The organism is Actinosynnema sp. NPDC037264 (assembly GCF_055603705.1).
In genome coordinates, this window is sequence record NZ_JBVJVK010000016.1 from 133,579 (window position 1) to 157,935 (window position 24,357).

Here is a 24,357-nt window from a genome sequence, read left to right on the forward strand (position 1 = left end):
TAGCGTCGTCGAGCGTGACGGCACGTGATCTCCCGACCCCGCCGGCCTTCACCGCGCTCGAAGCCTGGGCCGGACCGGGGCGGGTCGTCCGCGCCGCCGAGCCGGACCTGGCCGCCTGGCGACTGCCGCGACCGCAGAAGGCGTCGCTGGTCTCGAGTGGCGTGCCGGTGCTCGAAGGTGTCGTCGACGTGGTGTCGTTCGCGGCCGAGCCGACGGGGTACCGGCTCGCGGGCCGCGACCCGGGCACGACCTACGCCGCCGAACCCGGGACCGGGCGGGTGCTGGAGCGGGCGTCGGGCGGCACGAGGCTGGTCAACTCCTCGATCGACCACTGGCTGTGCTCGCTGCACCTCGTCGGGACCTGGCTGGCCGGCTCGACCGCGATCCACCAGTGGGACGAGGACGCGGCGATGGAGGAGCGGGCGCTCGCCGAGCTCGCCGACCTGGTGGAGCGGATCGCCCGCCTCGACCCGGCCGCGCGGGGCGACGACCACCGGACGCACTTCTGGCCCGCCGTCCTCGACCGGTGGCTGTACTGACCGACGCGGCGGACGCCGTCCGGTTCACGCGCCCAGCGCCCGCCGGTCCGTCGGTTCCCGGCCGAGGTCGTGCAGCCAGTGCTCGTGGCCGGCTGGCTCGTAGACCATCGGCGACTCCGCGAACCGGCGCAGGGCGGCCTTGTCGGGCTTCGCCCGGCGCAGGGCGGCCACGACCCGGTCGAGCCGGCGGGTCCGCTCGTCGGGGTCGGCGGGAACGGCGGGCAGCTGGTCCGGCCCCGGGCGGGAGCCGTCGGCCAGGTAGGACAGCACGACGACGCGGAGGCCGACCTCCGCGACCACGCCGGGGTGCCACGCCCCGCTCGGGAGGTCGTCCAGTTCCGCCAGGAGGTCCCGGGCTCGCGCGTGCTCGCCGATCTCCGCGTGCGTGGCGGCCAGCTCGACCGTCGCGCACAACGCGCGGGCGTGGTCCTTCGCCGCGCGGTGCAGGTGGGTGGCGGCGAGGAACAGCTCGGCGGCCTCGGCGTGGGACGACTGGCGGCGCGCCGCGCGGGCGCCGAAGAACGCGGCCAGCCCGGCGTTGCCGAAGTTCCGGTCCTCCTCGAAGAGGTCCGCGGCCTTGCGCCACAAGGCGGTCGCGCCGGGGCCGGTCGCCACCCTGGCCTCCTCGTAGAACGCGTCGGCACGCAGCCGCACCGGCGTCCGGGCGTCCATCAGGGCGCGGGTCACGGCCACCCAGCGCCGGGCCGCGGCGAAGTCCGACAGGCGCAGGGCGAGCCTGGTGTTGTTGATCGCCACCGGCAGCGCGGTGGCGTTCAGGCCGACGGTCCGGAACGCGTCGACCGACCGCTCTCCCGCCGCCAGCGCGCCGGCCGGGTCGGACCGGCCCGCGAGGTGCCTGGCCAGCTCGAACGTGACGCGCCCGACCAGCTCGCCGAGCCCGGCGTCGGCGGCGACGCGCTCGGCGGTGGCGAACGCGGCCGCCGCGGCCTCCCCGTCGAGGGTGCGCGCCAGGTCCAGGTACTCGCGCACGGCCGCGTCGACGTCGCCGGCGCGGTGGCGCAGCCGGGCCGCGTGCTCGCGGTCGCGGCGGACGGACTCGTCGTCGGACTCCGCCTCGTGCACGGCGCGCAGCCCGTCGGTGAGGTCGCCGGCCAGGTCGAACCACTCCTCCCGTTCGGCGAGGTCGCGGGCGGCGACCAGCGGGGTCGGGTCGAGCCGGAGGACGAGGTCGGGTTCGGCACCGGCCCGCAGGTCGTCGCGCAGCCTGGTCAGCAGGAGCTTGCGGAAGCGGGCCACGGCGTCCGGCGACTCCTCCGCCTCCAGCCGCTCCCGCGCGTACAGGCGCACGAGTTCGAACAGCCGGAACACCGGTTCGGGCGGGTCGCCGAGCTCCTCGTACCCGGCCACGCTGCGGTCGGCCAGGCGGTAGAGGGTGAGCCGGGTGGCGTCCGGGTCGCGGCCCAGCCCCCGGCCGAGGTCCTCGGCGGTCGCGGCCGAGCCCGGCGCGGCGGGCAGGTACCGGAACGCCGTGCGCGCGTCGTCGTCCAGGTGCCGGTAGCTCAGCTCGATGGCCAGCCGCATCGGCAGCACGTCGTCGTCGAGGAACGCGAGCCTGGTCCGCTCGCGGGCCACCAGCCTGGCCACGCCCTCGGCGCCGGTCTCCGGGTGGTTGGTCATCCACGACGCGATCAGCCGCAGCGCCATCGGCAGGTCGGCGCACGCCGCCGCGATCCGGTCCAACGCCCCGGCCGGCGCGCCGGCGCGCACCCCGGCCAGCAGCTCGACCGACGCCGCGCGGTCCAGCGGCGGCACGCGCAGCACCACGTCGGCGTAGCCCTGCGTGCGGTTGCGGGAGGTGACGACGACCGCGCACGTCGGCGGCGCGGGCACCAGGGGCGCGACGTGCTTGGCGTCCAACGCGTTGTCCAGCACCAGGAGCACCCCGCGCCCGTCCAAGGCGGCACGCAGGTGCGCCGCCTCCGCGCCGGGCTCGGGCGTCACGCCGACGCTGTGGCACACCAGCCTCGCCACGTCCGACGCCGTCCGCCGCGCGTCGAGGCCGAGCAGGTCCACGTACCGGACGCCGCCGGGGAACCGGTCGGCCAGCACGTGGGCCGCCTCGACCGCCACGGCCGAGACGCCCGCCCCGAGCTGACCGGTGAGGAACGCCGTGGCCCGGCCCCGTTCGGCGAGCCGGGCGGTGACCCGCGCGACCAGGTCGGCCACCAGCGCGCCCCGACCGGCCAACGCGGGCTCGCGCGGCGGCAGCGCCGTCATGCCCAACGCCGTGCGGTGCAACGGCGTGGGCGCGACGGGCAGGCCGGCGGCCTCACCCGGCCGCACCAGCACCGCCTGGGTCGAGGCCGACCGGACCGGCGGCAGGGCGGCGGCCAGGGCGTTGGCGAGTCGTCGCGCGTCCGGGGTGGCGGCCCGGCCGGACAACACCTCGCGCCGCAGCTCGACCGAGGCCGCATCGAGGTCGGTGCGCTCGTCGGCGAGCCGGCGCACCAGCTGCCGCCGCACCGCCGCCGGCAGGTCGCGCGCGCCCGGCACGGCCTCGGCGCCGAGCACCCAGCGGGCCAGCGCCTCGTCGTGACCGGGCAGCGACGGCAGCAGCACCCGCGGGTCCAGGCCGCGCCGGGCCAGGTGCGGCCACAGCGCGTCGGAACCGCCGACCTCGGTCACGGCCGCGGCCAGCAGCTCGGAGGCGACGCCGCCCAGCGCGTCCAGGTCGAGCCGGCGCAGCAGGGGCCCGAGCTGCGCCGCGACCTCGTGCGGTCCCTCGCCGCGCGGCAGGCGCGAGTCGCGCAACGACTCCAGCAGCTTCGCCGCCGCACCCGCCAGGTCCAGGCCGTCACCCAGCCGCAGGGGCGTCCGCAGTTCCAGCCCGTACGGCAGGGCGTCCACCTGCTCCAGCACCAGCGGCACGACGCGCCGCCGACCGTCCGCGCGGGCCAGCGTGATCGCGCGGGCGATCTCCTCACGCAGGTAGACGGCGTTCTCCGTGCGTCGCGACACCAGCACCACGGTGATCCGCGACGCCCGCAGGTGCCGGTCGAGGACGAGGTCCCACTCCTCGCCCGCGCGCAGCATCGAGTCCTCGTAGACCGTCGCGTGCGGTTCCAGCAGGGACCGCAGCCGTTCGGCGGTGGGGCTGTCCGCGCCGGCGTGCGCCAGGAAGAAGTCCCACTCCACCCGTTCCTCCCCACGCGCGGCGATCCCCACTGCCACTGTGTCGGCCGAACCCGCCCGAGCGCTACCTCGCCCCCTGCCGAGGGCTGATCTGCCCACAGCAGCACGTGCCGCGAGACGCGCCCGTGCCCGGGCATGGTCGGGGCATGACCGACAACGCCAAGCAGCCCTTGTTCGACCACCGACTGCGAGACCGGTTCTTCAGCCAGCGGGTGCTCGTCCTCGACGGCCCGCTCGACGACGACAACGGCACCGTGCTCGCCACCCAGTTGCTGTCCCTGGCCGCCGAGGACCCCGACAAGGACGTCGCGCTGTGGATCCACTCGCCGGGCGGCTCGGTGCCGGCGATGCTCGCGATCCGCGACGTGATGCGGCTCGTGCCGTGCGACGTGGCCACCCTCGCGTTGGGGCTGGCGTGCAGCGCCGGGCAGTTCCTGCTGTCCGCGGGCACGCCGGGCAAGCGCTTCGCCCTGCCCCACGCCCGCATCCTGATGCACCAGGGCTCGGCCGGGATCGGCGGGTCGGCCGTCGAGGTGCAGGTGCAGGCGGACGACCTGCGGCACACCCGCGACACCGTGCTCGGGCTCATCGCGGAGGACACGGGCCAGCCGATCGACCGGATCTTCACCGACTCCCTGCACGACCGCTGGTTCACCACCGGTGAGGCGCTCGACTACGGCTTCATCGACCAGGTCGTCGAACGCCTGGACCAGGTCGTGCCCGTGCGCACGCACGAGCTGGGGCTGGGCCCGCGGACGGGGGCGCGCGCATGAGCACGTACACCATCCCCAACGTCATCACCCGCGCCCCGGGCGGCGAGCGGATCATGGACGTCTACTCGCACCTGCTGTCCGAGCGGATCGTCTACCTCGGCACCGCGATCGACTCCGGGGTGGCCAACGCCCTGATCGCGCAGCTGCTGTACCTGGAGGCGGACAACCCGGACCGCGAGATCAACCTCTACATCAACAACGAGGGCGGCGACCCGTCCGCGATGCTCGCGCTCTACGACACCATCCGCTACATCAAGGCGCCGGTGTCGACGACGTGCGTCGGCCAGGCGGTGGCGACCGGCGCCGTGCTGCTGGCGGCGGGCGCGGCCGGGCACCGGTTCGTGCTGCCGCACACCAGGGTGGTGCTGCACCAGCCCGCGGCGCAGGGGCGCGGCACCATCCCGGACCTCATCCTGCAGGCCGACGAGGTGGTGCGAGTGCGTGCTCAGCTGGAGGCGATCCTGTCGCTGCACACCGGTCGCGACGTCGCGGAACTGCGGCACGACACCGACCGCGACCGGGTGTTCTCCGCGGCGGACGCGGTCCGCTACGGGCTCGCCGACCGCGTCCTCGAACACCGGGACTGAGGCCGGGGCCTCACGCGGCCAGGAGCACGGGTCCCGCCGGGCGACGTCCGGCCGCGGGGCCCGTGCGGCGGTGCCGGCGGACGTCGCTCGCGATGTCGGCGAGCAGGTCGAACAGGTCGACGCCGAGCGCGCCGGTGACGGCGGCGATCATCTCGCTGGACGGTTCCTTGCGGCCGCGTTCGATCTCGGAGAGGTACTGCGGTGAGATGCCGGCCCGTTCCGCGACGTCGACGAGGCGGCTGCCCCGTTCCTCCCGCGCCGCGCGCAGGGACCGGCCGAGCACGTCCCGCCACAGCGGGTCCGGCTCGCGATCCGGCGTGCGATCCGGTGTGTGCTTCTGGTGGAAAGGGAGGATGTCCGCCATCCCGCCATCGTGACGCAGGCCGGGCGCACAAGGGCAGCGGTTCCGCTCCCGGCGGACACGGCGGGTGGGGCGTTGATCGTTAGCACAACGTTGGCGCGGCGTTGGCGGCGATCACTTGACTGCCAGGGTCTCCGCGTCCCCGTCCCGGCTCGAACCCAGCGCTTGTGAGGAAGGTCCGGCTCATGGCAACAGGCACCGCCGAGGTGGTCCCCGCGCGAACCGTGCTCAGGAAGACCGCGGCCAGGGCCGACGTCCAGCAGCGGATCGAGGCGATCGGCAAGGAGGCGGAGGCCGAGCCGGACTCCGTGGTCGGCAGGCCGACCGGCGGTCGGTTCCCCGACGACCCGTTCGCGAGCCTGCGGGGCGTCGCGGGGTGGGCGGTCGACTACGTGACCTTCCTGCGCGAGCCGATCGACCAGTTGCAGGGCGACCCGCAGAGCGTGCAGGCCACCGCGGACGCGATCCGCTCCGCGGCGGAGCGGATGCGCGAGCTGGCCTCGACGCAGCGCGACACGCTGGCCAAGCCGCAGGGGTGGACCGGCAAGGCCCAGGAGGCCTACCAGACCAGCATGGACACCCTCGGCGAGGAGCTGGACTCGGTGGCCGGCGCGGTGGCGGTGAAGGGCGTGGTCGTCGAGAACAGCGGCGCGATGGTGCAGGCGCTGCGCGAGGCGTTGCTGCACACCGTCGGCCAGTACTCGAACTCGCTGGTGCCGGGCGCGATCACCGCCTACGTCTTCGCGCCGATCACGTTCGGCGCGTCCATCGCGATGTTCCTGGCCTCGGTGGTGGACAGCGCGTCGCAGCTCGGGACGAGCATCTCGGCCAAGATGGACGACCTGAACGCGGCGCTGACCCGCCAGGTCGACCGGGTCAAGCAGCTCGACGAGATCTCGGACGAGGTCGGCCGCGGCTGGGAGCGCTTCGAGGCCGCCACGAGCGGTGTTTCGGCGGCGAAACCGGCCCACAACGCGTCCAGGCGCATGCTGCGCGAGGGCGAGACCACCGAGGCCTCCCGGCCCATGGCGGCCAAGCGGATGTCGGCCACGGAAGAGACCGAAGCGCTGCGGCCCATGGAGGCTCGGCGGATGGTCGCCGTGGAGGAAACCGAAGCGCTGCGACCGATGGAAGCCACGCGGATGGTCGCCGCCGAAGAGAGGGAAGTGCTGCGACCCATGAACGCCGTGGCGGCCGAGCGGCTCGTCGGTCGGCTCGTGGACGAGCCCACCTACTCCGCGCGGGTGGCTGAGGAACCGGTCCAGGCGCGGCAGGCGCTCCAGGCCGAACCGATGATGCGGGCGTCCCGCGTGGAGGAACCGCTCCAGGCCCGGCACGCCGTGCACGCCGAGCCGCTGCAAGCAGCCCACGTGGCCGAGCCGCTGCAAGCCCGCCACGCCGTCCAAGCCGAACCGATGATGCGGGCGACCTACGCGCAGGCCGAGCCGATGGTGCAGGCAACCCGCGCCGACGCCCCCGTGCAGTACGAGCGGGCCGTCCACGCCACCGAGCCGGTCACCCACTACCGAGCCGCCGAGCAGGGGGAGCTGCGCGCGGTGCACGCCACCCGCGAGGCGACGGTCCGCAGGGTCGAGGAAACCGAGTAGGCCAGGGCGGTCCCCGACCGCCCGGCCGAGAACCTCCCCGTCCTTCCCACTTCCCTGCGTTCCGCGGAGGCAACGCCATGGTCACCCCCACCACGATCAGCACGCCGCCCCCTCCCGGCGGCGACTCCGGCTTCACGATGGACGCGTCCGCGATGGACACGCTCCAGCAGCAGGCCGACAACCTGCGCACCGGCTACGAGGAGGTGTCCTCGAAGCTGTCCGGCCAAGCGTTGGCGGGCAACGCCTTCGGCACCGCCGGCGCGTTCGCCGTCGAGGCGTTCAACGCCTCCACCACCAAGTCGGTCGAGCTGACGGGCAAGGCCGCCTCGACCTTGGGGCTCGTCGGCGACGGCCTGAAGGCCACCGCGCAGACGCAGCAGGAAGCCGACCGCGCCAGCGGCGAGCAGTTCGCCTCGGTCGAACCCGCCACGATCGCCGACGGCCCGCAAGGCGCACCGACCGGCGGCCCCAACGGCACCGCGACCACCCAGGGCCCGCCGGTCACCCCGACTGAGACGATCCCCGGCGGCGCCGGGAGCGGCGGCGCCGGAACCGCCTCCCAGCCCGGCGGGCCGCAGGTGCCGCCGACAAACGACGTCCCGGGCGCCGACGGCACCACGCAGGCCTCCAACTACACCAACCCGGAATCCCAGGGCGGCACACCAGGAGGTCAAGGCGGCGGCGCACCCGTTGGCCAGGCCGGCGGCACACCGGCCGGTCAGGGCGGCGGCGCACCGGCCGGCCAGTCCGCCGGGATCCCCACCGGCCAGATGCCCCCGACGCCCACGATGCCGGGCACTCCGGGAATGCCCACCGCCGACACCGCGACGAAGCCGTCCACCCCGGCCACAATGCCCACCGCCAACGGCGCAGGTTCTCCGGACGAGACCAAGACCGCCGCCGCCCGGACGTCGACCCCGCCCCCGCAGGCCACCACCCCTCAGCCCGCGCCGGTGCCCGACTTCCCCGAGATCCCGGACCCGCCGCCCGTCCCGAGTGGTTCCGGTGGCGGCGGCGCGAACCTCGCCGACGCCCTCAAGACCACGCCCACGACCGGCGGCGAGTCGGCCTCGGGCACCAAGACCCCGGCCGGCAGCACCACCCCCTCGGCCAACACCACACCGCCGCCGACGCCTCCCATCCCCGAGGTGCCGAAGGACCTGTTCAAGCAGCCCACCATCCCGGACCTCGGCACCAGCGGCGGTTCAGCCGGCGGTTCCGGCAGTTCGGCCGGCGGCTCCGGCGGACTCCCCGGCGGCTCCAGTGGGCTCCCCGGCAGTTCCGGCGGTCTGCCCGGTGGTTCGAGCGGCGGGCCGTCGGGAGGTGGCTCGGGTTCGACCAGCAGCGGTGCGGGATCGCCGACCGCTCCCGGCGCGACGACGCCGTCCGGCGGCATGACCCCTCCGCCGATGCCGCCGATCCCGGAAGTGCCCAAGGACCTCTTCAAGCAGCCGACGATCCCCGACCTCGACACGGGCGGCGGCACGGGCACTTCCGGCGGCTCGTCGGGCGCCGGCGCGGGAACGCCGGGCTCGTCCCTGCCGGGTGGCACGCTGCCCACGACCCCGCCCGTCCCGGACCTCGCCGATCCCCGTCCCGGTGAGCAGTCGCCAGGGGATCAGGGCGGTCGCGGCGGCCGTGACACCTCCGACCACGACCGCCCCGGCCAGGACCGCGAGCCCGGCAACCGCGAAGGACGCGACCGCGACGCCGGCGACCGCAATGACCGGGACGGCGAAGGCCGGGACCGCCACAGCAACGACCGCGAAGCCGGTGACCGCGAAGGCCGAGACCGCCACGGCAGCGACCGTGAAGGCAGCGACCGCGAAGGCCGGGACCGTGAAGCAGGCGAGCGCGACCGCGGCGATCGTGAAGCGGGCGACCGTGAAGGCCGGGATCGCGACAGCGGCGAGCACGGCGGCGGTGGGGCGGGTGGTGGTGGTGAGCAGGACGGCCGGTCCGAGCGCGACCAGCACGGCTTCCCGATCACCTCGGTGGACGGCAAGCCCTGCCTCGACCTGCGCGACCTCCCGGCGCAGGAAGGCGAGCGCTGGCAGGAGACCATCCGCGACATCCTCGCCACCAAGGGCGAGGGGTCCTTCTTCTGGGCCGGCGACACCATCGACGCCCAGGGCCGGCGGCACTCCCTCATGGACCTGGCCGAGTTCATGACCAACCTCGACGCCCGCGCCGAACCCGAGGCAGCCAAGCAGCCCGAACGCGCGGTGTCGGACGACGTCGCCGCCAGCCCGGCCCGCAGCGCCAACGGCGACGTCTACGTCCTGGTGGGCCCCAACCGCGCCGAGGGCGACCCGGTCGAGCTGACGGACTTCCCGACGCTCCAGGCCAACCCGAGGATCGAACGGGTCTTCGCGATCGACGCCCTCACCGGCCGGGAGACCCAGATCCACCCGAAGGTCTCGTGACCTTGCGGGCGCGGGAGCAATCCCGCGCCCGCTTCGGCAAACCCACGCCGTTCAACGCAACGGTGCAATTCTCACGAGCGCCGGAGACCGGACGTCGCGGTCAGCCAGGGCGCGCCGGTGCCCGCCATGCTCTCGTAGAACGGGTGGCCATCGGTGATCTCGCCCTGGTCGACCGTGCGGCCGGTGAACGCCGAGGCGTACACGGCGGCGACGAACTCCATGGTCACCCTGGTGTCGGCAGTGGACACCGGCGGTGTCCCGCCGGTGTCGAGGGCGTCGAGCACCGCCGCGAGCTGGGCGGTGTGGCCGCTGGGCGTGTCGGCCGGCCCGCCGTCCCACGCCGACACGACCTCGGGCGACGTGGGCGCGGCGGTGAACGTCCAGTGCGAGTCGTCGTACCCGTAGAGGTGCTCCAGGTCGACGGTCGCCCGTTCGAAGTCGAAGCGCAGTTGGCTGGTCTGGCGCGGCGAGACCACCGAGTTGACCACGGTCGCCACCGCGCCGGAGTCGAACCGCACCAGCGCCGCCGACACGTCCTCGGTGTCGGTCGGCCGGGCCTGGCGCGCGGCGATCGCGGTGACGCTGCGCCACTGCCCCAGGATCGACAGCAGCAGGTCGAACTGGTGGATCCCGTGCCCCATGGTCGGCCCGCCGCCCTCCAACTCCCACTTCCCCCGCCACGGCGCGGCGAAGTAGTCGTCGTCGCGGAACCACAACGTGCTCGCCGACGCCACCAGCGGCCGGCCCAGCGCGCCCTCGGCCACCAGCCGCCGCAACCGCACCGCGCCGGACCCGAACCGGTGCTGGAACACGGTCGCCATCGGCACCCCGGCCGCCTCCTCGGCCTCCCGCAACCGGTCGAGACCGGCCAACGACAGCACCGGCGGCTTCTCCACCACCGGCACCGCGCCCGCCGCCAGGCACTCCAACGCGAGCGGCAGGTGCGTCCCCGGCGGCGTGCACACGTGCACCAGATCGGGTCGTCGGGCCTCGATCAGCGCGGTCAGGGTCGGGTAGGCGGGCACGTCCCAGGTCGCGCCGAACGCGGCGGCCCGGTCGGGGTCGAGGTCGACCGCGCCGACGAGCCGCGCCCGCCCGGCCAGGTTCCTCATCGCCTCGGCGTGCGCGCCGGCGATCGCGCCCGTGCCGACGATCGCGCAGGTGTAGCTACGACTGGTCAAGACAAGTGCTCCTCGTCCGCTGCGACTTCCAGGTGGAGATCCACGTCGACCGGGCTCAGCCGCCCGCACATGCCGAACACCCGCTCCGGTTCCGGCGTCCGGAACACCGCCGCCCGCTCCAGGTGCGCGGTCACGCCCCGCGCCACGTCCCGCGTGATCGAGAGGGTGGCCTCGGCCTGGCCGAGCGGCCCGTCGCGCACGATGTCCGCCCACGCGCCGGCCCGACCCCGGACCAGCGCCGCCGCCGAGGCGTAGAACTCCCGCAGCGGACCCGGGTCACCGGCGCGGACCGCGTCCCGGATCCGGACGAAGCCCTCCACCGCCAGGTCACGGCGTCGGCGCGCGTCGGCGGCGCGTTCGGCCTCCGTCGCCCGGACCGGCAACGTCGCCGCGTCCCGGTAGCGGTAGCGGTCGGCGACGACCTCGGGCGGGAACGTCATCACCGCGTCACCCGCCTCCGGCAACCCCGCGTTGCCCATCAGCACGACCACCCGCAGGCCGCCGTGGTTGACCGCGCGGTGGATCGTGCCGGGGGTGAACCACACCACCGAACCGGCCACGAGCGGGATCTCGCGGCAGCCGTCGAGGGTCACCGCGTGCAGCTCGCCCTCACCGCCCACGACCACGTAGCACTCGGTCGACGCCAGGTGCACGTGCGGGCTCCCGCCCACCACGCCATCGGGCGCCGCGTCGTCGTAGACGTCCAGGAACGACAACGACGTCCCGCCGGGGAACGTGCTCACACCGACTCACCCAACACACCGCGCACCGAATCCGCCAGGGCCGCGGCGTCCTCCTCGCCGCCGTCGGCCACCCCGGCGCCGTAGCGGAACCGCACGGTCTCCCCGTCCGCGACGACGAGCTCCTCGCTGAAGAACGGGGCCGGGTTCAGGCAGGCGAAGTCCTCGGACCGGGTGAACCACCGCGGCGGGTGGTGCGGGTTGGCCCCGTGGTCGACCATCAGCACCAGGGACCGCGCGTCGTCGCCGTCGTGCCGGCCCGCGAAGGCCATCCACTCGGCACGCCGGCCGCGCACCTCGTCACCACCGGGGCCGTCGGGCGTCACGACGGTCCCGCCGGTGAACGAGCGCGGCCCGCGCCAGAACAGGCCCCCGTACCCGGCGTTCTCCCGGCCACGCGTGGTCGGCGAGCCGAACGCGATCCCGCCACCCGAGGTGTTCGTCATCGCCGTGTCGAACGTCAACGCCCACGCCTGTGCCGACAGCAGGGAGGCGCCGATCGTCCGACGCTCCGTGATCACCGTGTCGCCGGCCTGGGTGACCCAGTCCAACTCGTGGGTGAACCAGGCCCGCTCCCCGTCCACGCCGACGTCGACCACCCGCCGGTGCGCCTGGGTGCCGTTGTTGTCCAGCTGCACGTAGGACCGCCCGTGCACGTACGTCGGACCGCCCCAGAAGTTCTCCTCGCCGACGTTCGGCAACGACCACGCGATCCCCTTGTGCCACACGTGGTCGTGCGGGCGGAACAAGCTCACCACCCGCCCCGCCCGCGTCCGGACCGGGTGCAGGTACGGCTTGGGCGACTCCAGGCGCGGCGTGTCGGGCGCGTAGGTGTAGCGGACGAGGTCGACGTCACCGGCGCGAACGGTCAGCGCGGACCCGAGGTCGTGCCGCACGGCCAGGGCGCTCACCGCGACAGCTCCGGCACGTCGACCCGCCCACACGCACCCGCCGGCACGCCGCCGACCGGCCGGAAGGCGCTCCGGACCGGGAGGGCGGAGCCGGCCGGGCGCCGGCGGTGCTCCACCCCGCCGGTCACGCCGTCGAGCGCGATGACGACCTCGTCCACCCGTACCCCCTTGCTCGGAAAGCGCTTTCCAGTGAGTATTCAGGGTTGCCTCGCGCGCAGTCAAGGCCCGGCGGACCGCTTGACAGCACGTTGGAAAGCGCTTTCCATTGCCGGGTGACCGCACCTCCGCCGCAGGCGGGCCACGTCGTCGTGGCACTGGACTCGTTCAAGGGCTCGCTGTCCGCGCGCCGGGCCACGGCCGCCGTCGCCCGGGGCTTGCGCCGCCACGGCGCGGACGTGCACGAGCACCCGGTGGCCGACGGCGGCGAGGGCACGCTGGACGCCCTGCTCGCGGCCGGTTTCACGGCGGTGCCGGTGGGTTCGACCGATCCCCTGGGCCGTCCGGTCGAGGCGCGCTACGCGGTCCGTGACGGGGTCGCGGTCGTGGAACTGGCCGAGACGTCCGGTCTCGACCTGGTCGGGGACGTGCCGCCGACCCCGGAGCGCGCGGCGGCGGCGTCCACGTTCGGCGTCGGGCTGGTGATCGCCGCGGCGTTGGACGCGGGGTGCGCCACCGTCGTGGTCGGCCTGGGCGGCAGCGCCACCACCGACGGCGGCACGGGTCTGCTGGCCGGTCTCGGCGCACGGCTGCTCGACGCGGACGGGGTGGCCCTCGACGCGACGACCTCGCCGCTGCGCGCCGTCCGCGCGGTCGACCGGGCCGGGCTGCACCCCCGGCTGGGCGAGGTGGGGCTGGTCGTGGCGAGCGACGTGGACAACCCGCTGCTCGGCCCGCACGGCGCGGCGGCGGTGTACGGGCCGCAGAAGGGCGCGGACGCCGCGCTCGTCGCGTCCCTGGACGCCGACCTGGCCCGCTGGGCGGACCTGCTGGACGCCGATGCCGCCGCCGTGCCCGGCGCGGGGGCCGCGGGCGGGACGGGGTTCGCCCTGCTGGCGCTCGGGGCCCGGGTGCGACCGGGCATCGACCTGGTGCTGGAGCTCACCGGCCTGGCGGACCGGCTGCCCGGCGCACGGCTGGTCATCGCCGGTGAGGGCCGCCTCGACCACCAGACGCTGCGCGGCAAGGCGCCGGTCGGCGTCGCCGCGGCGGCGAAGCGTGCGGGCGCGACCGCGGTCGCCGCCACCGGGACCTGCGACCTCGACCGCGCCGAGCTGGCCGCCGCCGGGTTCGCCGCCGCGTTCGCGCTCACCGACCTGGAGCCCGACGTGCCCACCTGCCTGACCCACGCCGAGCCGCTGCTGGAACGCCTGGGAGAGCGCATCGCCGCCGCGTTCCCCGACGACCGGCCCCCGCACCATCACGGGTGAAGCCACCCCGCCGCACGCGCCCCATCCCGGACCAAGAGACCCGCACGACCGCCCAGCACGTCATCGCCGCGTCCCGCAAGCAACCGTGAGCACCGCGGGCGACGGGTCACGGCCGCCACCGGGCGTACCACTCGGCCGCCGCGCGCAGCGGCACCGGCAGGGGTGCGATGCCGGGGTACCAGGCGCGTTCCCACTCCAGCGACACCCACCCCGACCAGTCCGCCAGCAGCCTGCCGCACGCCGCCAGCGGCACGTCGCCGGCACCCGGCGGGACCGGGGTCGGGTCGTCGGCGGCCACGTCCTTGACCTGGAAGTACCCCAAGTACTCCCCCAGCACCGCGCGGGTGCGCTCCGGCGGCTCGCCCGCCCGCCACGGGTGCACCGCGTCCCACAGCACCGCCACCGGCCCCGGGTCGCCGAACGGCGCGACCAGTCGCCGCGCCGCCTCACCGGTCGGGTGGGAGTCGTGCGTCTCGACCAGCAGCCGGACGCCGGCGGAGCGCAGGTCGGGCAGCACGGCGGCGATCCGCCCCGACGCCCGCCCGTCCTCACCGGCGCTCCCACCGCCGGGGAACACCCGCACCGAAGGCGCACCGAGCAGCGCCGCCAACTCCACCAGGGCGCGCAGCTCGTCGACCACCGGTCCGTCCGGCCCCGGCCGGCACACCTTCGGGTACCCCGCGAGGCAGGCGACCTCCAAGCCGGCGTCGGTGATCCGGTCGCGCACCCGCGCCGCCCGCGTGGCCGACATCCCGAGGTGGACCTCCTCGTCGGGGTGCGCGCGGACCTCCAGGCCGTGGCAGCCGTGCTCGGCCGCCACGGCCGCGCTCCGCGCCACCGGCACGCCGGGCGCGCCGAGCGTGCTCACCGCGAACCGCCACCCGCTCACCCGTGCACCACCTCCAGCGGCGCGAACGACACCCTCGTCACCTGCCCGTCCGACCAGCGCACCTCGACGGCCTCCGGCCCGGCCGCCACGACCGACACCACCTCCGGGACGTCCACCGGTCCGCCGGCGAGCACGGCCAGCGCGACGTGGACCGACGTGCCGCCACCGACCCCGCGCAGCCTCGGCACGCGCGCCGACGGCGTGAACGCGGTGCCGCCCGGCGCGGTGACCTCGTCGGCGGACTCCCAGCCGTGCAGCGGGTGCAGCACCGAGGACAGGTCCGGCCCGGCGGCCCAGCCGGTCAGCTCCACCCCGGCCCCCGGCGGCGCGCCGACCACGCGGTGCACCCGCAGCTCGTGCGGTCCGCGGGCGACCACCACGCTCTCCACCCGCAACGCGGGCAGCAGCGGCGAGCCGCCGGGGAACACCGGCCGGTGCCACGAGGCGGCCCAGCCCCAGCCGTCGCCGTGGCCCGCGCCGAGCGGGTGGATGCGGCGGCGGGCGGCGCGCAGGCCGCGGAAGACCACGGTGAAGTGGTTGTCGGCCGGGTTGCGCGCCGGGGTGGGACCGGTGCGGGTGGAGTAGGCGAACCGGCTGTAGTGCGGGTCGTCGCCCTCGGCGGTCTCCGCGTGGGTCGGCCGCACGTGGTCGCTGCCGTGGTTGTGCAGCCGGGCGATCCCGTCGGCGGCCGTGGTCTGCACGAGGAAGCCCGGCGCGGGCAGGCCGAGCACGTGGTCGCGCTCCTCGACCGGCGCGTCCCGCTCGACCTCGGTCCACAGCGGGTCGTCGGGTCCGGCCAGCAGGCACACGAACGCCTTCGACGCCCAGTACGGCGAGGCCGGCCCGGAGTAGTGCTGGACCACCGGGGCGTACGGGCCGTGCCAGCCGAGGCTGAGCAGGCCGCAGTCGTCCACCGCGCCCCGGTCGAGGAAGTAGCGCAGGCAGCCGCTGAGCAGCCGGCGCGACGCGCCCGGCGCGAGCGGCGTGTGGCCGGTGACCGCGCCGAGGGCGACGGCCGCGCCGGCGGCGAACCGGTAGGTCAGCGACCGGCCGTGGTGGACGGGTGCGCCGTCGCCGCCGAAGAGCAGCGAGAACCCGGAGAGGTGCTCGCGCAGCCGCTCGCCGTGCGGGGTGCCCGTGCCGGCCAGGTGCGCGTCGAGCACCGGGTAGAGGTGCAGCGCCCAGCCGTTGTAGTGGTCGAAGGCCCGCCCGTCCCCGTCGGAGTACCAGCCCTGACCCCGGTACCACGCCTCCAGCAGGTCCAGGGCGCGCTCGCGGGCGCGGGCGGTGTCGGCGTCGCCGCGGCCGACCGACTCCAGGAACCCGGCCACGGCGTGCGGGAACAGGTACCAGTTGTTCGGCGCGGGCAGGGCGTGCAGGGCGTCGCGCAGCCAGGCCTCGACGCGGTCGCGCACGGCGTCGTCCAGCCGGTCCCACAGCCAGGGCCGGGTCACCCGCAGGGCGAGCGCGACCGACGCCGCCTCCACCATCGGCTGGCCCTGCACGTGGTGGTCGCGGATCACCGGCCACGACTCGGCGTCGTCGGCGCCGGGCGTGCGGGTGCCGGCGTCGAGGCCGTCGGCGTAGCGGGCCAGCCAGCCGTGCGGGTCGTCGCCGCCCGCGCCCGCGACCCGGTAGCCGGCGGCGAGCATCGTCCGGGCGAAGCCCTCCAGGCCGTCGCTGCGCACGCCGCTGCCCGACGCCGGGCCGGGCAGGTCCAGCCGGGCGCCGCCGGGGCTCGCCCACCGCCACGCGGCGTCCAGCAGCACGTCGGCGGTGGTCTCCCAGTGCGCGCGGGTGTACCCGGTGCGCGGGCTGAGCCGCCGGTCCTCCGCCAGGTCGGCCAAGGGGTTCACGCGATCCGTTCCTCTCCGCTCGCGGTGTGGCGGCGGGCTCGGGTCCATCCTCGGTCAAGGCTCGTCACGCGCTGTACGGGAGGCGTTCGGGCTCCACCCGCCCGAGCAGCGGCACGCCCCGGACGAACCGGCCCACCTCGGCGACCGCGAACTCGCCGATGCGCCGCAGCTCCCGGCCCTGGGCGCCGGCCAGGTGCGGGGTGATCAGCACGTTGGGCAGGGCGAACAGCGGGTGCCCGGCCGGCAGCGGCTCCGGCTCGGTCACGTCCAGGATCGCCGAGATCCGGCCGGTGGCGCACGCCGCGGTCAGCGCCTCGGTGTCGATCAGCGAGCCGCGGGCGGTGTTGATGACGAGCGCGCCCTCGGGCAGGAGGGCCAGCCGGCGGCCGTCGAGGAGGTGACGGGTCTCGGGCAGGGCGGGCGCGTGCACCGTGACGACGTCGCTGCGGCGGCAGAGCTCGTCCACCCCCACCGACTCCGCGCCGAGGCGGGCGGCTTCCGCGCGGGACACGTGCGGGTCGTGGAGCAGCACCTCGACGTCGAACGCCCGGAGCCGCCGCAGCACCAGGCGGCCGATCCGGGACGCGCCGACGACGCCGACGGTGCAGTCGTGCAGCCCGGTGCCGTCGCCGGACAGCCAGTCGCGCGGCGCGCCCTCGGCGGCGGTCGCGTACCGCCGGGCGCGGCCGAACGCCCGCTTGGCGCCCAGGACCAGCATGGCCATCGTGTAGTCGGCCACCGGGACGGCGTTGACGTCGGCCGAGGAGGAGACGACCACCCCGCGTTCGAACACGACGGGGTCGACGGTCGACTTCACCGTGCCGGCGGCGTGCACGATCGCGCGCAGCCCCGGCGCGGCGGCCAGCACGACGGCGTCGACGCGCGGGCTGCCCCACCCCGTGACCAGGACGTCCGCTCCCGCCAGGGCCGCCGCGGCGGCCGGCCCGTCGAACGAGGTGAACGTCGCCGCCGGGTCGATGTCGACCAGGTGCCGCAACCGGGTCACGAGGTCGGGCGGGAAGACGTCGGCGAGCGCCCAGGGGGCGAGGGCGAAGACCGCGACAGGTCGCCGTGACACGGAGTGGGCTCCTATCAGTGGGCCGGGCAGCGGCCGATCCATGTAAACGTTTGCATCCACACGTCACTCTACGCACAAGCCCTCCCGCCCACAATGCCCGCAGCTCAGTCCAAGTCAGAGCCACTACAGGCGAATACACCCTGGAACACCGGGCACGCAAGGCGTTGACGAACACGTGTAACCGTTTTATGTTCGTGAACATTCTGTTTCGGCTCGGCACCGCAAGAGAGGCGTTCGACGTGAGCATGACGCGGGTCCGCGGCGGCGCCAGTCCCCCGACCGGGACGGCGCCCGCCCCACCGGAGGTGGGTCGTCCGCGCCTCGGCCACCTGCGCCGCATCCGGGCCGATCGGGTGCTGCTGCTCGTCGCGGCGCCGGGTCTGGCGTACTTCCTGTTCTTCCACTACGGCGCGCTGTTCGGGAACGTGCTGGCGTTCCAGGACTACGTGCCGTTCCTGGGCGTCTCGGGCAGCGAGTGGGTCGGCCTGGCGCACTTCGAGCGCATGGTCACCGACCCGCTGTTCTGGAACGCGGTGAAGAACACGCTGCTGATCGCCGCGTTGCAGCTGGTGTTCTTCTTCCCCGCGCCGCTGGCGCTGGCGCTGCTGCTCAACAGCGTCGTCGGCGACACGCTGCGGCGGTTCGTGCAGAGCGTGGTGTACCTGCCGCACTTCCTGTCGTGGGTCATCGTGGTCGCGCTGTTCCAGCAGATGCTCGGCGGCGCGGGCGTGGTGAACGGCTGGCTGTCGACCCTGGGCCTGGGCGGCATCTCGGTAATCGGCAACCCCGACGCCTACGGCCCGCTGGTGATCGCGCAGCTGGTGTGGAAGGAGTGCGGCTGGGCCACGATCATCTTCCTGGCCGCGCTGTCCCAAGTGGACGAGCAGCAGTACGAGGCGGCGGCGCTGGACGGCGCGGGCTGGTGGCGGCGGCTGTGGCACGTGACGCTGCCCGCGATCAGGCCGGTGATCGTGCTGCTGCTGGTGCTGCGGCTGGGCGAGTTCCTGTCGATCGGGTTCGAGCAGTTCTTCCTGCAGCGCCAGTCGGTCGGCCCGGAGACGGGCGAGGTGCTGGAGACCTTCGTGTACTTCACCGGCTTCGCGAACGGCGACTTCGGCTACGCCGCCGCGGTAGGGCTGTTCAAGGGCGTGATCGGCGTGGTCCTGATCTACACGGCGAACAAGGTGGCCCACCGGCTGGGCGAACAGGGGGTCTACCGGTCATGAGCAGGACGAGCGCCCCGGCCTGGACGGGCCGGCCGACCCCGGCGGTGCGCGCCGCCAAGGCCGTGGCGCTGACCGTGGTGGTCGCGCTGGTGGTCTTCCCCTTGTGGACGGTGCTGGCGACCAGCCTGGCCGGCCCGCAGGACGTGATCTCGCACGGCGGCTGGGTGGTGTGGCCGGACGAGTTCACGTTCGACTCCTACGCCGAGATCCTCCAGGGCGGGATCATCAGCCGCGCGCTGCTGGTCAGCGCGGGCGTCACGGTCGTCGGCACGGCGCTGAGCCTGGTCTGCACGATCGGCCTGGCCTACACGTTGAGCCGGCCGCGGGTGTACGGCGGCAAACCGCTGCTGCTGCTCGTGCTGTTCACGTTCCTGTTCCCGCCGGGCATGGTGCCGCTGTTCCTGGTGGTGCAGGGGGCCGGGCTGTTCGACTCCTACGCCGCGCTGGTCCTGCCGTTCCTGGTCAACGTGTTCAACCTGGTCGTGATGCGCGGCTTCTTCCAGTCGATCCCGCCGGAGCTGATCGACGCCGCGCGCATCGACGGCGCGGGCGAGCTCGGCATCCTGCGCCAGGTCGTGCTGCCGCTGTCCAAGGCGGTCATCGCGGTGGTCGGCCTGTTCTACGCGGTCGCGTACTGGAACCGCTTCTTCGAGGCGATCATCTACTTCAACGACCAGGCCAAGTGGCCGATCGGCACCGTGCTGCGGCAGTACGTCACCGGCGGGGCGTCGCTGGCCGAGACCTCGGGCGAGCTGGCGGTCACGTCGCCGCAATCGGTGCAGATGGCCGTCGTGATGCTCGCGACGCTGCCCATCGTGTGCGTGTACCCGTTCCTGCAGCGCTACTTCGTCAAGGGCGTCGTCACCGGCGCGCTGAAGGCCTGAACCCCCTCCACCGCAACCACTCCTTTCGGCGTCCAGCCGGGAGAGGAACCTCGTCATGGACCACCGCATCGACCGCCGTTCCCTGCTCCGGCTGGCGGGCGTCGGCGCGCTCGGCCTCGCCGTCCCGTCCTTCCTCACGGCGTGCGGCGGCGGCGCGTCGGGTGGCGGCGTCTCCAACGCGGGCAAGGACCTGGCGCCGTGGCCGACGTACGTGCCGTTCGCCGGTCCCGCCCCGGACGCGCCCGGCGACGACTCCGGCGTGCAGCCGCTCTACCTCAAGTACCCCGAGCGGCTCGTGCGGTCGGTGGACGGCCCGGTGGGCGACGGGTCCGACGTCACGGTGATGGTGCTGTCCTACGGCGCGCCGCCCAAGCCGGTCGGCGAGAACCAGTACTGGCAGGCGATCAACCAGGCGCTGGGCGTCAACCTGAAGGTGATCGTGGTGCCCGACCCCGAGTACGGGCAGAAGATGGCCACGCTCATGGCGTCGGGCGGCGACCTGCCGGACCTGATCATGTTCTCGAACCTGGCCCTGCCGCACGCGGCCGAGTTCGTCCAGGCCCGGTGCGCCGACCTGTCGGAGTACGTCGGCGGCGACGCGGTCAAGGAGTTCCCGAACCTGGCCAACCTGCCCACCTACGCCTGGCAGGGCATGGGCCGCATCGGCGGCCGGATCCACGGCATCCCGCTGGAACGCCCGATGCCGGCCAACAGCCTGTTCGTCAACCGGTCGGCGCTGGACGCGGCGGGCATCCCGAAGGACTGGACGACCGAGCAGTACCTCGACGCCATGAAGGAGCTCACCGGCGACCGCAAGTGGGGCGTCGGCTGGTTCAAGACGCTGTTCGGCGGCCTCGGCGGCATCACCTACCACGCCGGCTCGCTCGGCGCGCCCAACACGTGGTCGGCGAACGGCGGCGCGTTCACGCACACCATCACCACACCGCAGTTCGAGCAGGCTTTGGAGGTCATGCGCAAGCTGGTCGAGGCGGGCACGCACTACCCCGACAGCCTCACCGTCAGCTCCACCGACATGCAGAGCCACTACCACAACGGCACGGTCGCCACGATGAACGACGGCTTCGGCTCGGTGAGCCTGTCGACCCTGAAGAAGATCAACGGCCGGTTCGCCCTCGACCTCGGCCGCCCGTACGGGCCGCAGGCCACGCCGTGGCAGGGTCCCGGCGTGTTCGGCTACGTCACGTTCAAGAAGGCCGAGTCGGCCCGGATCAAGCTCCTGCTGCGCATCGTCGACTACCTCAGCGCGCCGTTCGGCACGACGGAGTACGAACTCGCCAACTACGGCGTGGAGGGCAAGCACTTCACCAAGGACGCCGACGGCATCAAGACCACCGACCTCTACAGCCAGGAGAACAACTCGCTGCTGCCGACCAGGTACGTCGGCGCCGCGCCGGCCGTGCTGCACCTGCCCGGCTTCCCGGACGCGGCCAAGGCCGTGCACGAGTGGCAGAAGGCCACCCTGCCCCGCAGCGTGCGCAACCCCGCCACCGGGCTCCGCTCGGCCACCGAGGCGGGCAAGGGCGCCCAGCTCAGCCAGATCCTCGGTGACGGGATCGCCGCGATCGCCTTCGGCCGCAAGCCGCCGTCGGCCTGGCCGGACGTCGTCACCCAGTGGCGGCAGGCAGGCGGCGACCAGGTCGCCGAGGAACTGGCGAAGGAGCACGCGGCCAACCAGTGACGCCCCTGGAGCTCCAGCCCCGACCGACAACGCCGGTCGGGGCTGGGGCTTCGACGTCCTCCGGTCACGCGGGCAGGCGGTCGCCCACCAGGGCGAGGCACTGGATCGCGGCCAGGCCGTACTGGGCGGAGGCGTTGGTGCTCAGGTCGGCCTCGTCCACCGGCTTGAGCACGTTCGGCCCCTCGACCCGCCTCGACCGGAAGTCGTGGTCCTCCGGGTAGCCCGCGTGGCCCTTCGCGAACTCCGCCCACGCCCGGTCGGCGAGCTTCGGGTCGCCGAGCTTCGCGGCGGCGTAGGCGGTGAGCCGGGAGTGGGCCTGGCGCAGGTTCAGGCTGCCCCACGACTGGCCCGTCTCCGCCTGCTGCTCGGCGGCGGTGCCGTTGTAGAGGCGGCAGTACTGCAGCCACGCCCGGGTGAACGCCTCGTCGCCGGTGAGGGAGATCAGCTCGCTGCACAGCTCGACCAGGCCGAACACCGCGCCCAGCGAACCGACGCTCACGGCGGGCCCGGTCGGCTCGAACGTGCCGTCGTCGAGGTCGTACAGGCCGCTGCCGCGCGCGAACCCGTTGGGCATCGCGGCGATGGTGCGCATGCCGTTGAGCAGCTTCTCGCGGGCGACCGGGTCGCCGCCGCGCTCCCACTCGGTCAGCCAGCCGAGCGCGAGGCCGCTCCAGTCGGTGCCGGTGCTGACGCCGAGGGCGTGCGGATCGGGCTCGTACGGCCCCGTGCGGATCTTGCGGATGGGGTCGAGGGCCAGGAACGTCCGGTCGGCGTCCACGAGGTCGCGCATCAGGTCGCCGACGCGCTCGTCGGCGGTGAGGAAGTAGAGGAAGCGCCGGTAGCCCGCGTTGCTGATGCGCGCCTGCTTGGCGCTGTCGGCCCAGTGCTGCACGCCGTGCCGCGTGCCGAGGTCGCGCCACTTGCCGAGGTGGTAGACGTCGACCTCGCCGGTGTGCCGCGTCATCGCCTCGGCGAAGCGGAACGCCTCGGCCTTGCCGGTGCGCAGGTAGTGGTACCAGAGCCACAGGTCGGTGGACAGCTCGGAGTTGTCCCACGCGTAGCCGCCGACGTCGTAGCGCCACACGTGCCGGTCGCCGTCGTAGCTGTGCATGATGTCGCCGTAGTCCCAGAAGCCGTACCAGGACCGCTGCTCGACCTGCCCGCTGTGGTACTCGAACAGCAGGTCCAGCCGGTCTTCGATGCGGGCCTTCGCCGGGGTCGAGCGGTCGACCGGCGACCAGTCGCCGAACACGCCGGCGGCGTGCAGGTGGGCCGGCGGCGCGACGATCAGCGGCGGCGTGCGCACCGCGTCGGCCAGCTCGGCGATCCGCTCCGCCGCCGGCGTGGACTCCAGCGCCCAGAACACCAGCTCCGTCGTGCGCGCGATCCCGTACGGGGTGCCGAAACCGGGTTCGTAGTCCTCGTAGGTGATCTCCAGGCCTTCGAGCTGCTCCGGATAGGTGTCCTGGCCGAGGCCGTCGTGGTAGAAGCGCAGGTCCATCGGCTCGGCGTCGGGCGACCACAGCCACAGGGTGACCTCGGCCGTCTCGCCGGCCGCGCCCCGGACGTCGAGCTGGGTGGGGTGCAGCTGCCAGAAGTTGCGCATGCCGAAGGCGAAGCCGCCGCCGGGGCCGCCGACGTACCCGAGCCCGCCCGCCCGGCCGCCGGCGTCGACGGGGATCCAGCCGTGGCCCGCTCTGGTGCGCTTGCGGAGCTGGAACCCGTCGGCGGAGAGCTGGCGCAGCGAGTAGTCGCCGAAGGTGGGGATCAGGTGCAGCCGCGAGGAGACCCTGGTGTCCCACGTGGACACCGGAGGGGTCGCCTGGCCTGCCACCTGTGCCCGGCGGACCGCCGCGCCGGGGTCGCGGCGCAGGCCGGTGATGCCGCGCACGGCCTCGGCCAGCACGCCGTCACCGGGCCCGGCGAAGCGCACGTGCCGGTTGTGGGGCTCGTCGCGCATCGGCACCTCGAACCGGATCCCCAGGCCGCGCACGAAGTCCTTCTTCTCGTCGCCGTCGTAGGCGAAGCTGTGCACGGCGCGGACGCCGTCGCTGCCCGCGTAGAAGTACAGGCGCACGGTGAACGGCAGCCACGTCCGGTTGCCGTGCCGGTGCCCGCCGTCGATCCGGACGACGGCGCGGACCGGACCGGACTGCTCTACCGTGACCTTCTCCGTGCGGCCGGTGAACTTCTCCACCTTCGCCGCGCCGCCCTCCTCGTCGACCGGCCCGTCCTGCCGCAGGCACACCAGGCGGCCGTCGCGGGCGATCTCGCGGTCGCCCCGGAACAGGCCGCGCACGAGCCGGTCGCCCTTCTTGGGGATCACGCACCGGAGGACGCCGGTGCTCACCTCGACCTCGTCGCGACGGTCCGCGACCTTCACCGCCGCCGCGGGCACGGCGGGCGTGCCGGCGGTCAGCACGTACGCCTCGGCGGGCGGCGCCTCCGCGCCGATGGCGTGCGCGGTCCACTTCAGCGAACCGTCCGGCCAGTACGCGGTGGCCCACGTCTGCACGGGCACCGGCTGTCCGGCGCCGGTGCGCAACGCGAACGCCTGCCCGTTGGGCACCGCGCCCCTCGGCCACGGCACGCCCCAGGTGGACCCGGCGGCGAGCTGCTTCGGTGTGCCGCCTTCCAGCCACCTGAGCGGGACGCCGTCGGCCGGTGCGCCGCTCGCCGTCGCGGGCCGCGTGCCGACGGCGGGCGCCGCGTGCGCCGGCGTGGCGCCGCGGCCGACCTGCGCGACGGCGCCGACCGCCGCCGCGCCGAGGATGAGATCACGTCGGGAGATCATCGCCATGGGTGCTCCACTCCGGCGGGTCGAACTCCGGGCAAGGGTGATGAAAACGTTTACAGCCCCGTAATGCCAGCATGGGCCATCACCCCTGTCAAGATGTCCACGAACGGCGGTATACGGTTACAGGAAGGCGTCGCCGCACGCGCCCACACCGGGGCGAATCCGCCGGAATGGTGATTTGACACCGGGACAGTCCGCCGGAAACATCGCGTGCAAGCGTTTT

Annotated in this window: 19 protein-coding genes; 9 read left to right on the plus strand and 10 right to left on the minus strand. The window is 74.3% G+C overall.

Translation table 11 applies throughout. The features are described from left to right. The first annotated feature begins 14 nt into the window (after nucleotides 1–14). Nucleotides 15–539 (plus strand): SUKH-4 family immunity protein, encoded by a 525-nt coding sequence (locus ACZ7GX_RS20020; RefSeq protein ID WP_498778547.1) that lies wholly within the window; start codon nucleotides 15–17, stop codon nucleotides 537–539. A gap of 24 nt (nucleotides 540–563) precedes the next feature. Here ACZ7GX_RS20020 and ACZ7GX_RS20025 read toward each other — a convergent pair whose 3' ends face one another. Next, nucleotides 564–3,695 (minus strand): TIR domain-containing protein, encoded by a 3,132-nt coding sequence (locus ACZ7GX_RS20025; RefSeq protein WP_498778548.1) that lies wholly within the window; start codon nucleotides 3,693–3,695, stop codon nucleotides 564–566. A gap of 143 nt (nucleotides 3,696–3,838) precedes the next feature. Here ACZ7GX_RS20025 and ACZ7GX_RS20030 point away from each other — a divergent pair, with 143 nt between their 5' ends. Continuing rightward, entirely contained in the window at nucleotides 3,839–4,465 is a 627-nt protein-coding gene (locus ACZ7GX_RS20030) for a ClpP family protease (RefSeq protein ID WP_498778549.1), read from the plus strand. Continuing rightward, nucleotides 4,462–5,052 (plus strand): ClpP family protease, encoded by a 591-nt coding sequence (locus ACZ7GX_RS20035; RefSeq protein ID WP_498778550.1) that lies wholly within the window; start codon nucleotides 4,462–4,464, stop codon nucleotides 5,050–5,052. Before ACZ7GX_RS20030 ends, ACZ7GX_RS20035 begins: the two co-directional genes overlap by 4 nt. 10 nt (nucleotides 5,053–5,062) lie before the next feature. On the opposite strand, the gene ACZ7GX_RS20040 is transcribed toward ACZ7GX_RS20035, so the two are convergent. Further along, nucleotides 5,063–5,416, minus strand: coding sequence for a helix-turn-helix domain-containing protein (locus ACZ7GX_RS20040; RefSeq protein ID WP_498778551.1), 354 nt, complete (start codon nucleotides 5,414–5,416; stop codon nucleotides 5,063–5,065). A gap of 182 nt (nucleotides 5,417–5,598) precedes the next feature. Here ACZ7GX_RS20040 and ACZ7GX_RS20045 point away from each other — a divergent pair, with 182 nt between their 5' ends. Then, complete coding sequence (locus ACZ7GX_RS20045; protein ID WP_498778552.1) at nucleotides 5,599–7,020, plus strand: hypothetical protein; 1,422 nt, start codon at nucleotides 5,599–5,601, stop codon at nucleotides 7,018–7,020. A 77-nt stretch (nucleotides 7,021–7,097) separates the two neighbouring features. Beyond that, entirely contained in the window at nucleotides 7,098–9,446 is a 2,349-nt protein-coding gene (locus ACZ7GX_RS20050) for a hypothetical protein (RefSeq protein ID WP_498778553.1), read from the plus strand. Between the two features lie 71 nt (nucleotides 9,447–9,517). Here the strand turns inward: ACZ7GX_RS20050 and ACZ7GX_RS20055 are convergent, their stop codons facing one another. Genes ACZ7GX_RS20055 through ACZ7GX_RS20070 form a run of 4 tightly spaced genes read right to left on the minus strand, consistent with a single transcriptional unit; the run spans nucleotide 9,518 to nucleotide 12,436 of the window. Beyond that, nucleotides 9,518–10,627 (minus strand): Gfo/Idh/MocA family protein, encoded by a 1,110-nt coding sequence (locus ACZ7GX_RS20055; RefSeq protein ID WP_498778554.1) that lies wholly within the window; start codon nucleotides 10,625–10,627, stop codon nucleotides 9,518–9,520. Beyond that, on the minus strand, nucleotides 10,624–11,370 hold the full coding sequence (locus ACZ7GX_RS20060; RefSeq protein WP_498778555.1) for a cupin domain-containing protein: 747 nt from the start codon (nucleotides 11,368–11,370) through the stop codon (nucleotides 10,624–10,626). The genes ACZ7GX_RS20055 and ACZ7GX_RS20060 overlap by 4 nt, the downstream gene beginning before the upstream one ends. Beyond that, the gene (locus ACZ7GX_RS20065) at nucleotides 11,367–12,278 is read right to left on the minus strand and encodes a DUF6807 domain-containing protein (protein ID WP_498778556.1); all 912 of its coding nucleotides are present in this window, start codon (nucleotides 12,276–12,278) and stop codon (nucleotides 11,367–11,369) included. Before ACZ7GX_RS20065 ends, ACZ7GX_RS20060 begins: the two co-directional genes overlap by 4 nt. Then, complete coding sequence (locus ACZ7GX_RS20070; RefSeq protein ID WP_498778557.1) at nucleotides 12,275–12,436, minus strand: hypothetical protein; 162 nt, start codon at nucleotides 12,434–12,436, stop codon at nucleotides 12,275–12,277. Before ACZ7GX_RS20070 ends, ACZ7GX_RS20065 begins: the two co-directional genes overlap by 4 nt. A 114-nt stretch (nucleotides 12,437–12,550) precedes the next feature. Here ACZ7GX_RS20070 and ACZ7GX_RS20075 point away from each other — a divergent pair, with 114 nt between their 5' ends. Then, nucleotides 12,551–13,705 (plus strand): glycerate kinase, encoded by a 1,155-nt coding sequence (locus ACZ7GX_RS20075; RefSeq protein WP_498778558.1) that lies wholly within the window; start codon nucleotides 12,551–12,553, stop codon nucleotides 13,703–13,705. Nucleotides 13,706–13,811: 106 nt separating this feature from the next. Here ACZ7GX_RS20075 and ACZ7GX_RS20080 read toward each other — a convergent pair whose 3' ends face one another. The 3 genes from ACZ7GX_RS20080 to ACZ7GX_RS20090 all read right to left on the minus strand — a co-directional run bounded on the left by ACZ7GX_RS20080 (nucleotide 13,812) and on the right by ACZ7GX_RS20090 (nucleotide 17,528). Further along, nucleotides 13,812–14,594 carry a sugar phosphate isomerase/epimerase family protein gene (locus ACZ7GX_RS20080; RefSeq protein WP_498778559.1) on the minus strand — a complete coding sequence of 261 codons (783 nt, stop codon included), beginning with the start codon at nucleotides 14,592–14,594 and terminating at the stop codon, nucleotides 13,812–13,814. Continuing rightward, on the minus strand, nucleotides 14,591–16,450 hold the full coding sequence (locus tag ACZ7GX_RS20085; protein ID WP_498778560.1) for a DUF2264 domain-containing protein: 1,860 nt from the start codon (nucleotides 16,448–16,450) through the stop codon (nucleotides 14,591–14,593). The genes ACZ7GX_RS20080 and ACZ7GX_RS20085 overlap by 4 nt, the downstream gene beginning before the upstream one ends. Nucleotides 16,451–16,514: 64 nt before the next feature. Then, a complete protein-coding gene (locus ACZ7GX_RS20090) occupies nucleotides 16,515–17,528 on the minus strand; it encodes a hydroxyacid dehydrogenase (RefSeq protein ID WP_498778561.1) in 1,014 nt (337 codons plus the stop codon). Nucleotides 17,529–17,722: 194 nt separating this feature from the next. Here ACZ7GX_RS20090 and ACZ7GX_RS20095 point away from each other — a divergent pair, with 194 nt between their 5' ends. Genes ACZ7GX_RS20095 through ACZ7GX_RS20105 form a run of 3 tightly spaced genes read left to right on the plus strand, consistent with a single transcriptional unit; the run spans nucleotide 17,723 to nucleotide 21,337 of the window. Next, nucleotides 17,723–18,754 carry an ABC transporter permease gene (locus ACZ7GX_RS20095; protein ID WP_498778562.1) on the plus strand — a complete coding sequence of 344 codons (1,032 nt, stop codon included), beginning with the start codon at nucleotides 17,723–17,725 and terminating at the stop codon, nucleotides 18,752–18,754. After that, nucleotides 18,751–19,638, plus strand: a complete 888-nt coding sequence (locus tag ACZ7GX_RS20100) for a carbohydrate ABC transporter permease (RefSeq protein ID WP_498778563.1) — start codon at nucleotides 18,751–18,753, stop codon at nucleotides 19,636–19,638. The genes ACZ7GX_RS20095 and ACZ7GX_RS20100 overlap by 4 nt, the downstream gene beginning before the upstream one ends. A gap of 55 nt (nucleotides 19,639–19,693) precedes the next feature. After that, nucleotides 19,694–21,337 (plus strand): extracellular solute-binding protein, encoded by a 1,644-nt coding sequence (locus ACZ7GX_RS20105; RefSeq protein ID WP_498778564.1) that lies wholly within the window; start codon nucleotides 19,694–19,696, stop codon nucleotides 21,335–21,337. A 64-nt stretch (nucleotides 21,338–21,401) separates the two neighbouring features. Here ACZ7GX_RS20105 and ACZ7GX_RS20110 read toward each other — a convergent pair whose 3' ends face one another. Next, nucleotides 21,402–24,137, minus strand: coding sequence for an exo-rhamnogalacturonan lyase family protein (locus tag ACZ7GX_RS20110; protein WP_498778565.1), 2,736 nt, complete (start codon nucleotides 24,135–24,137; stop codon nucleotides 21,402–21,404). Nucleotides 24,138–24,357 lie beyond the last annotated feature (220 nt).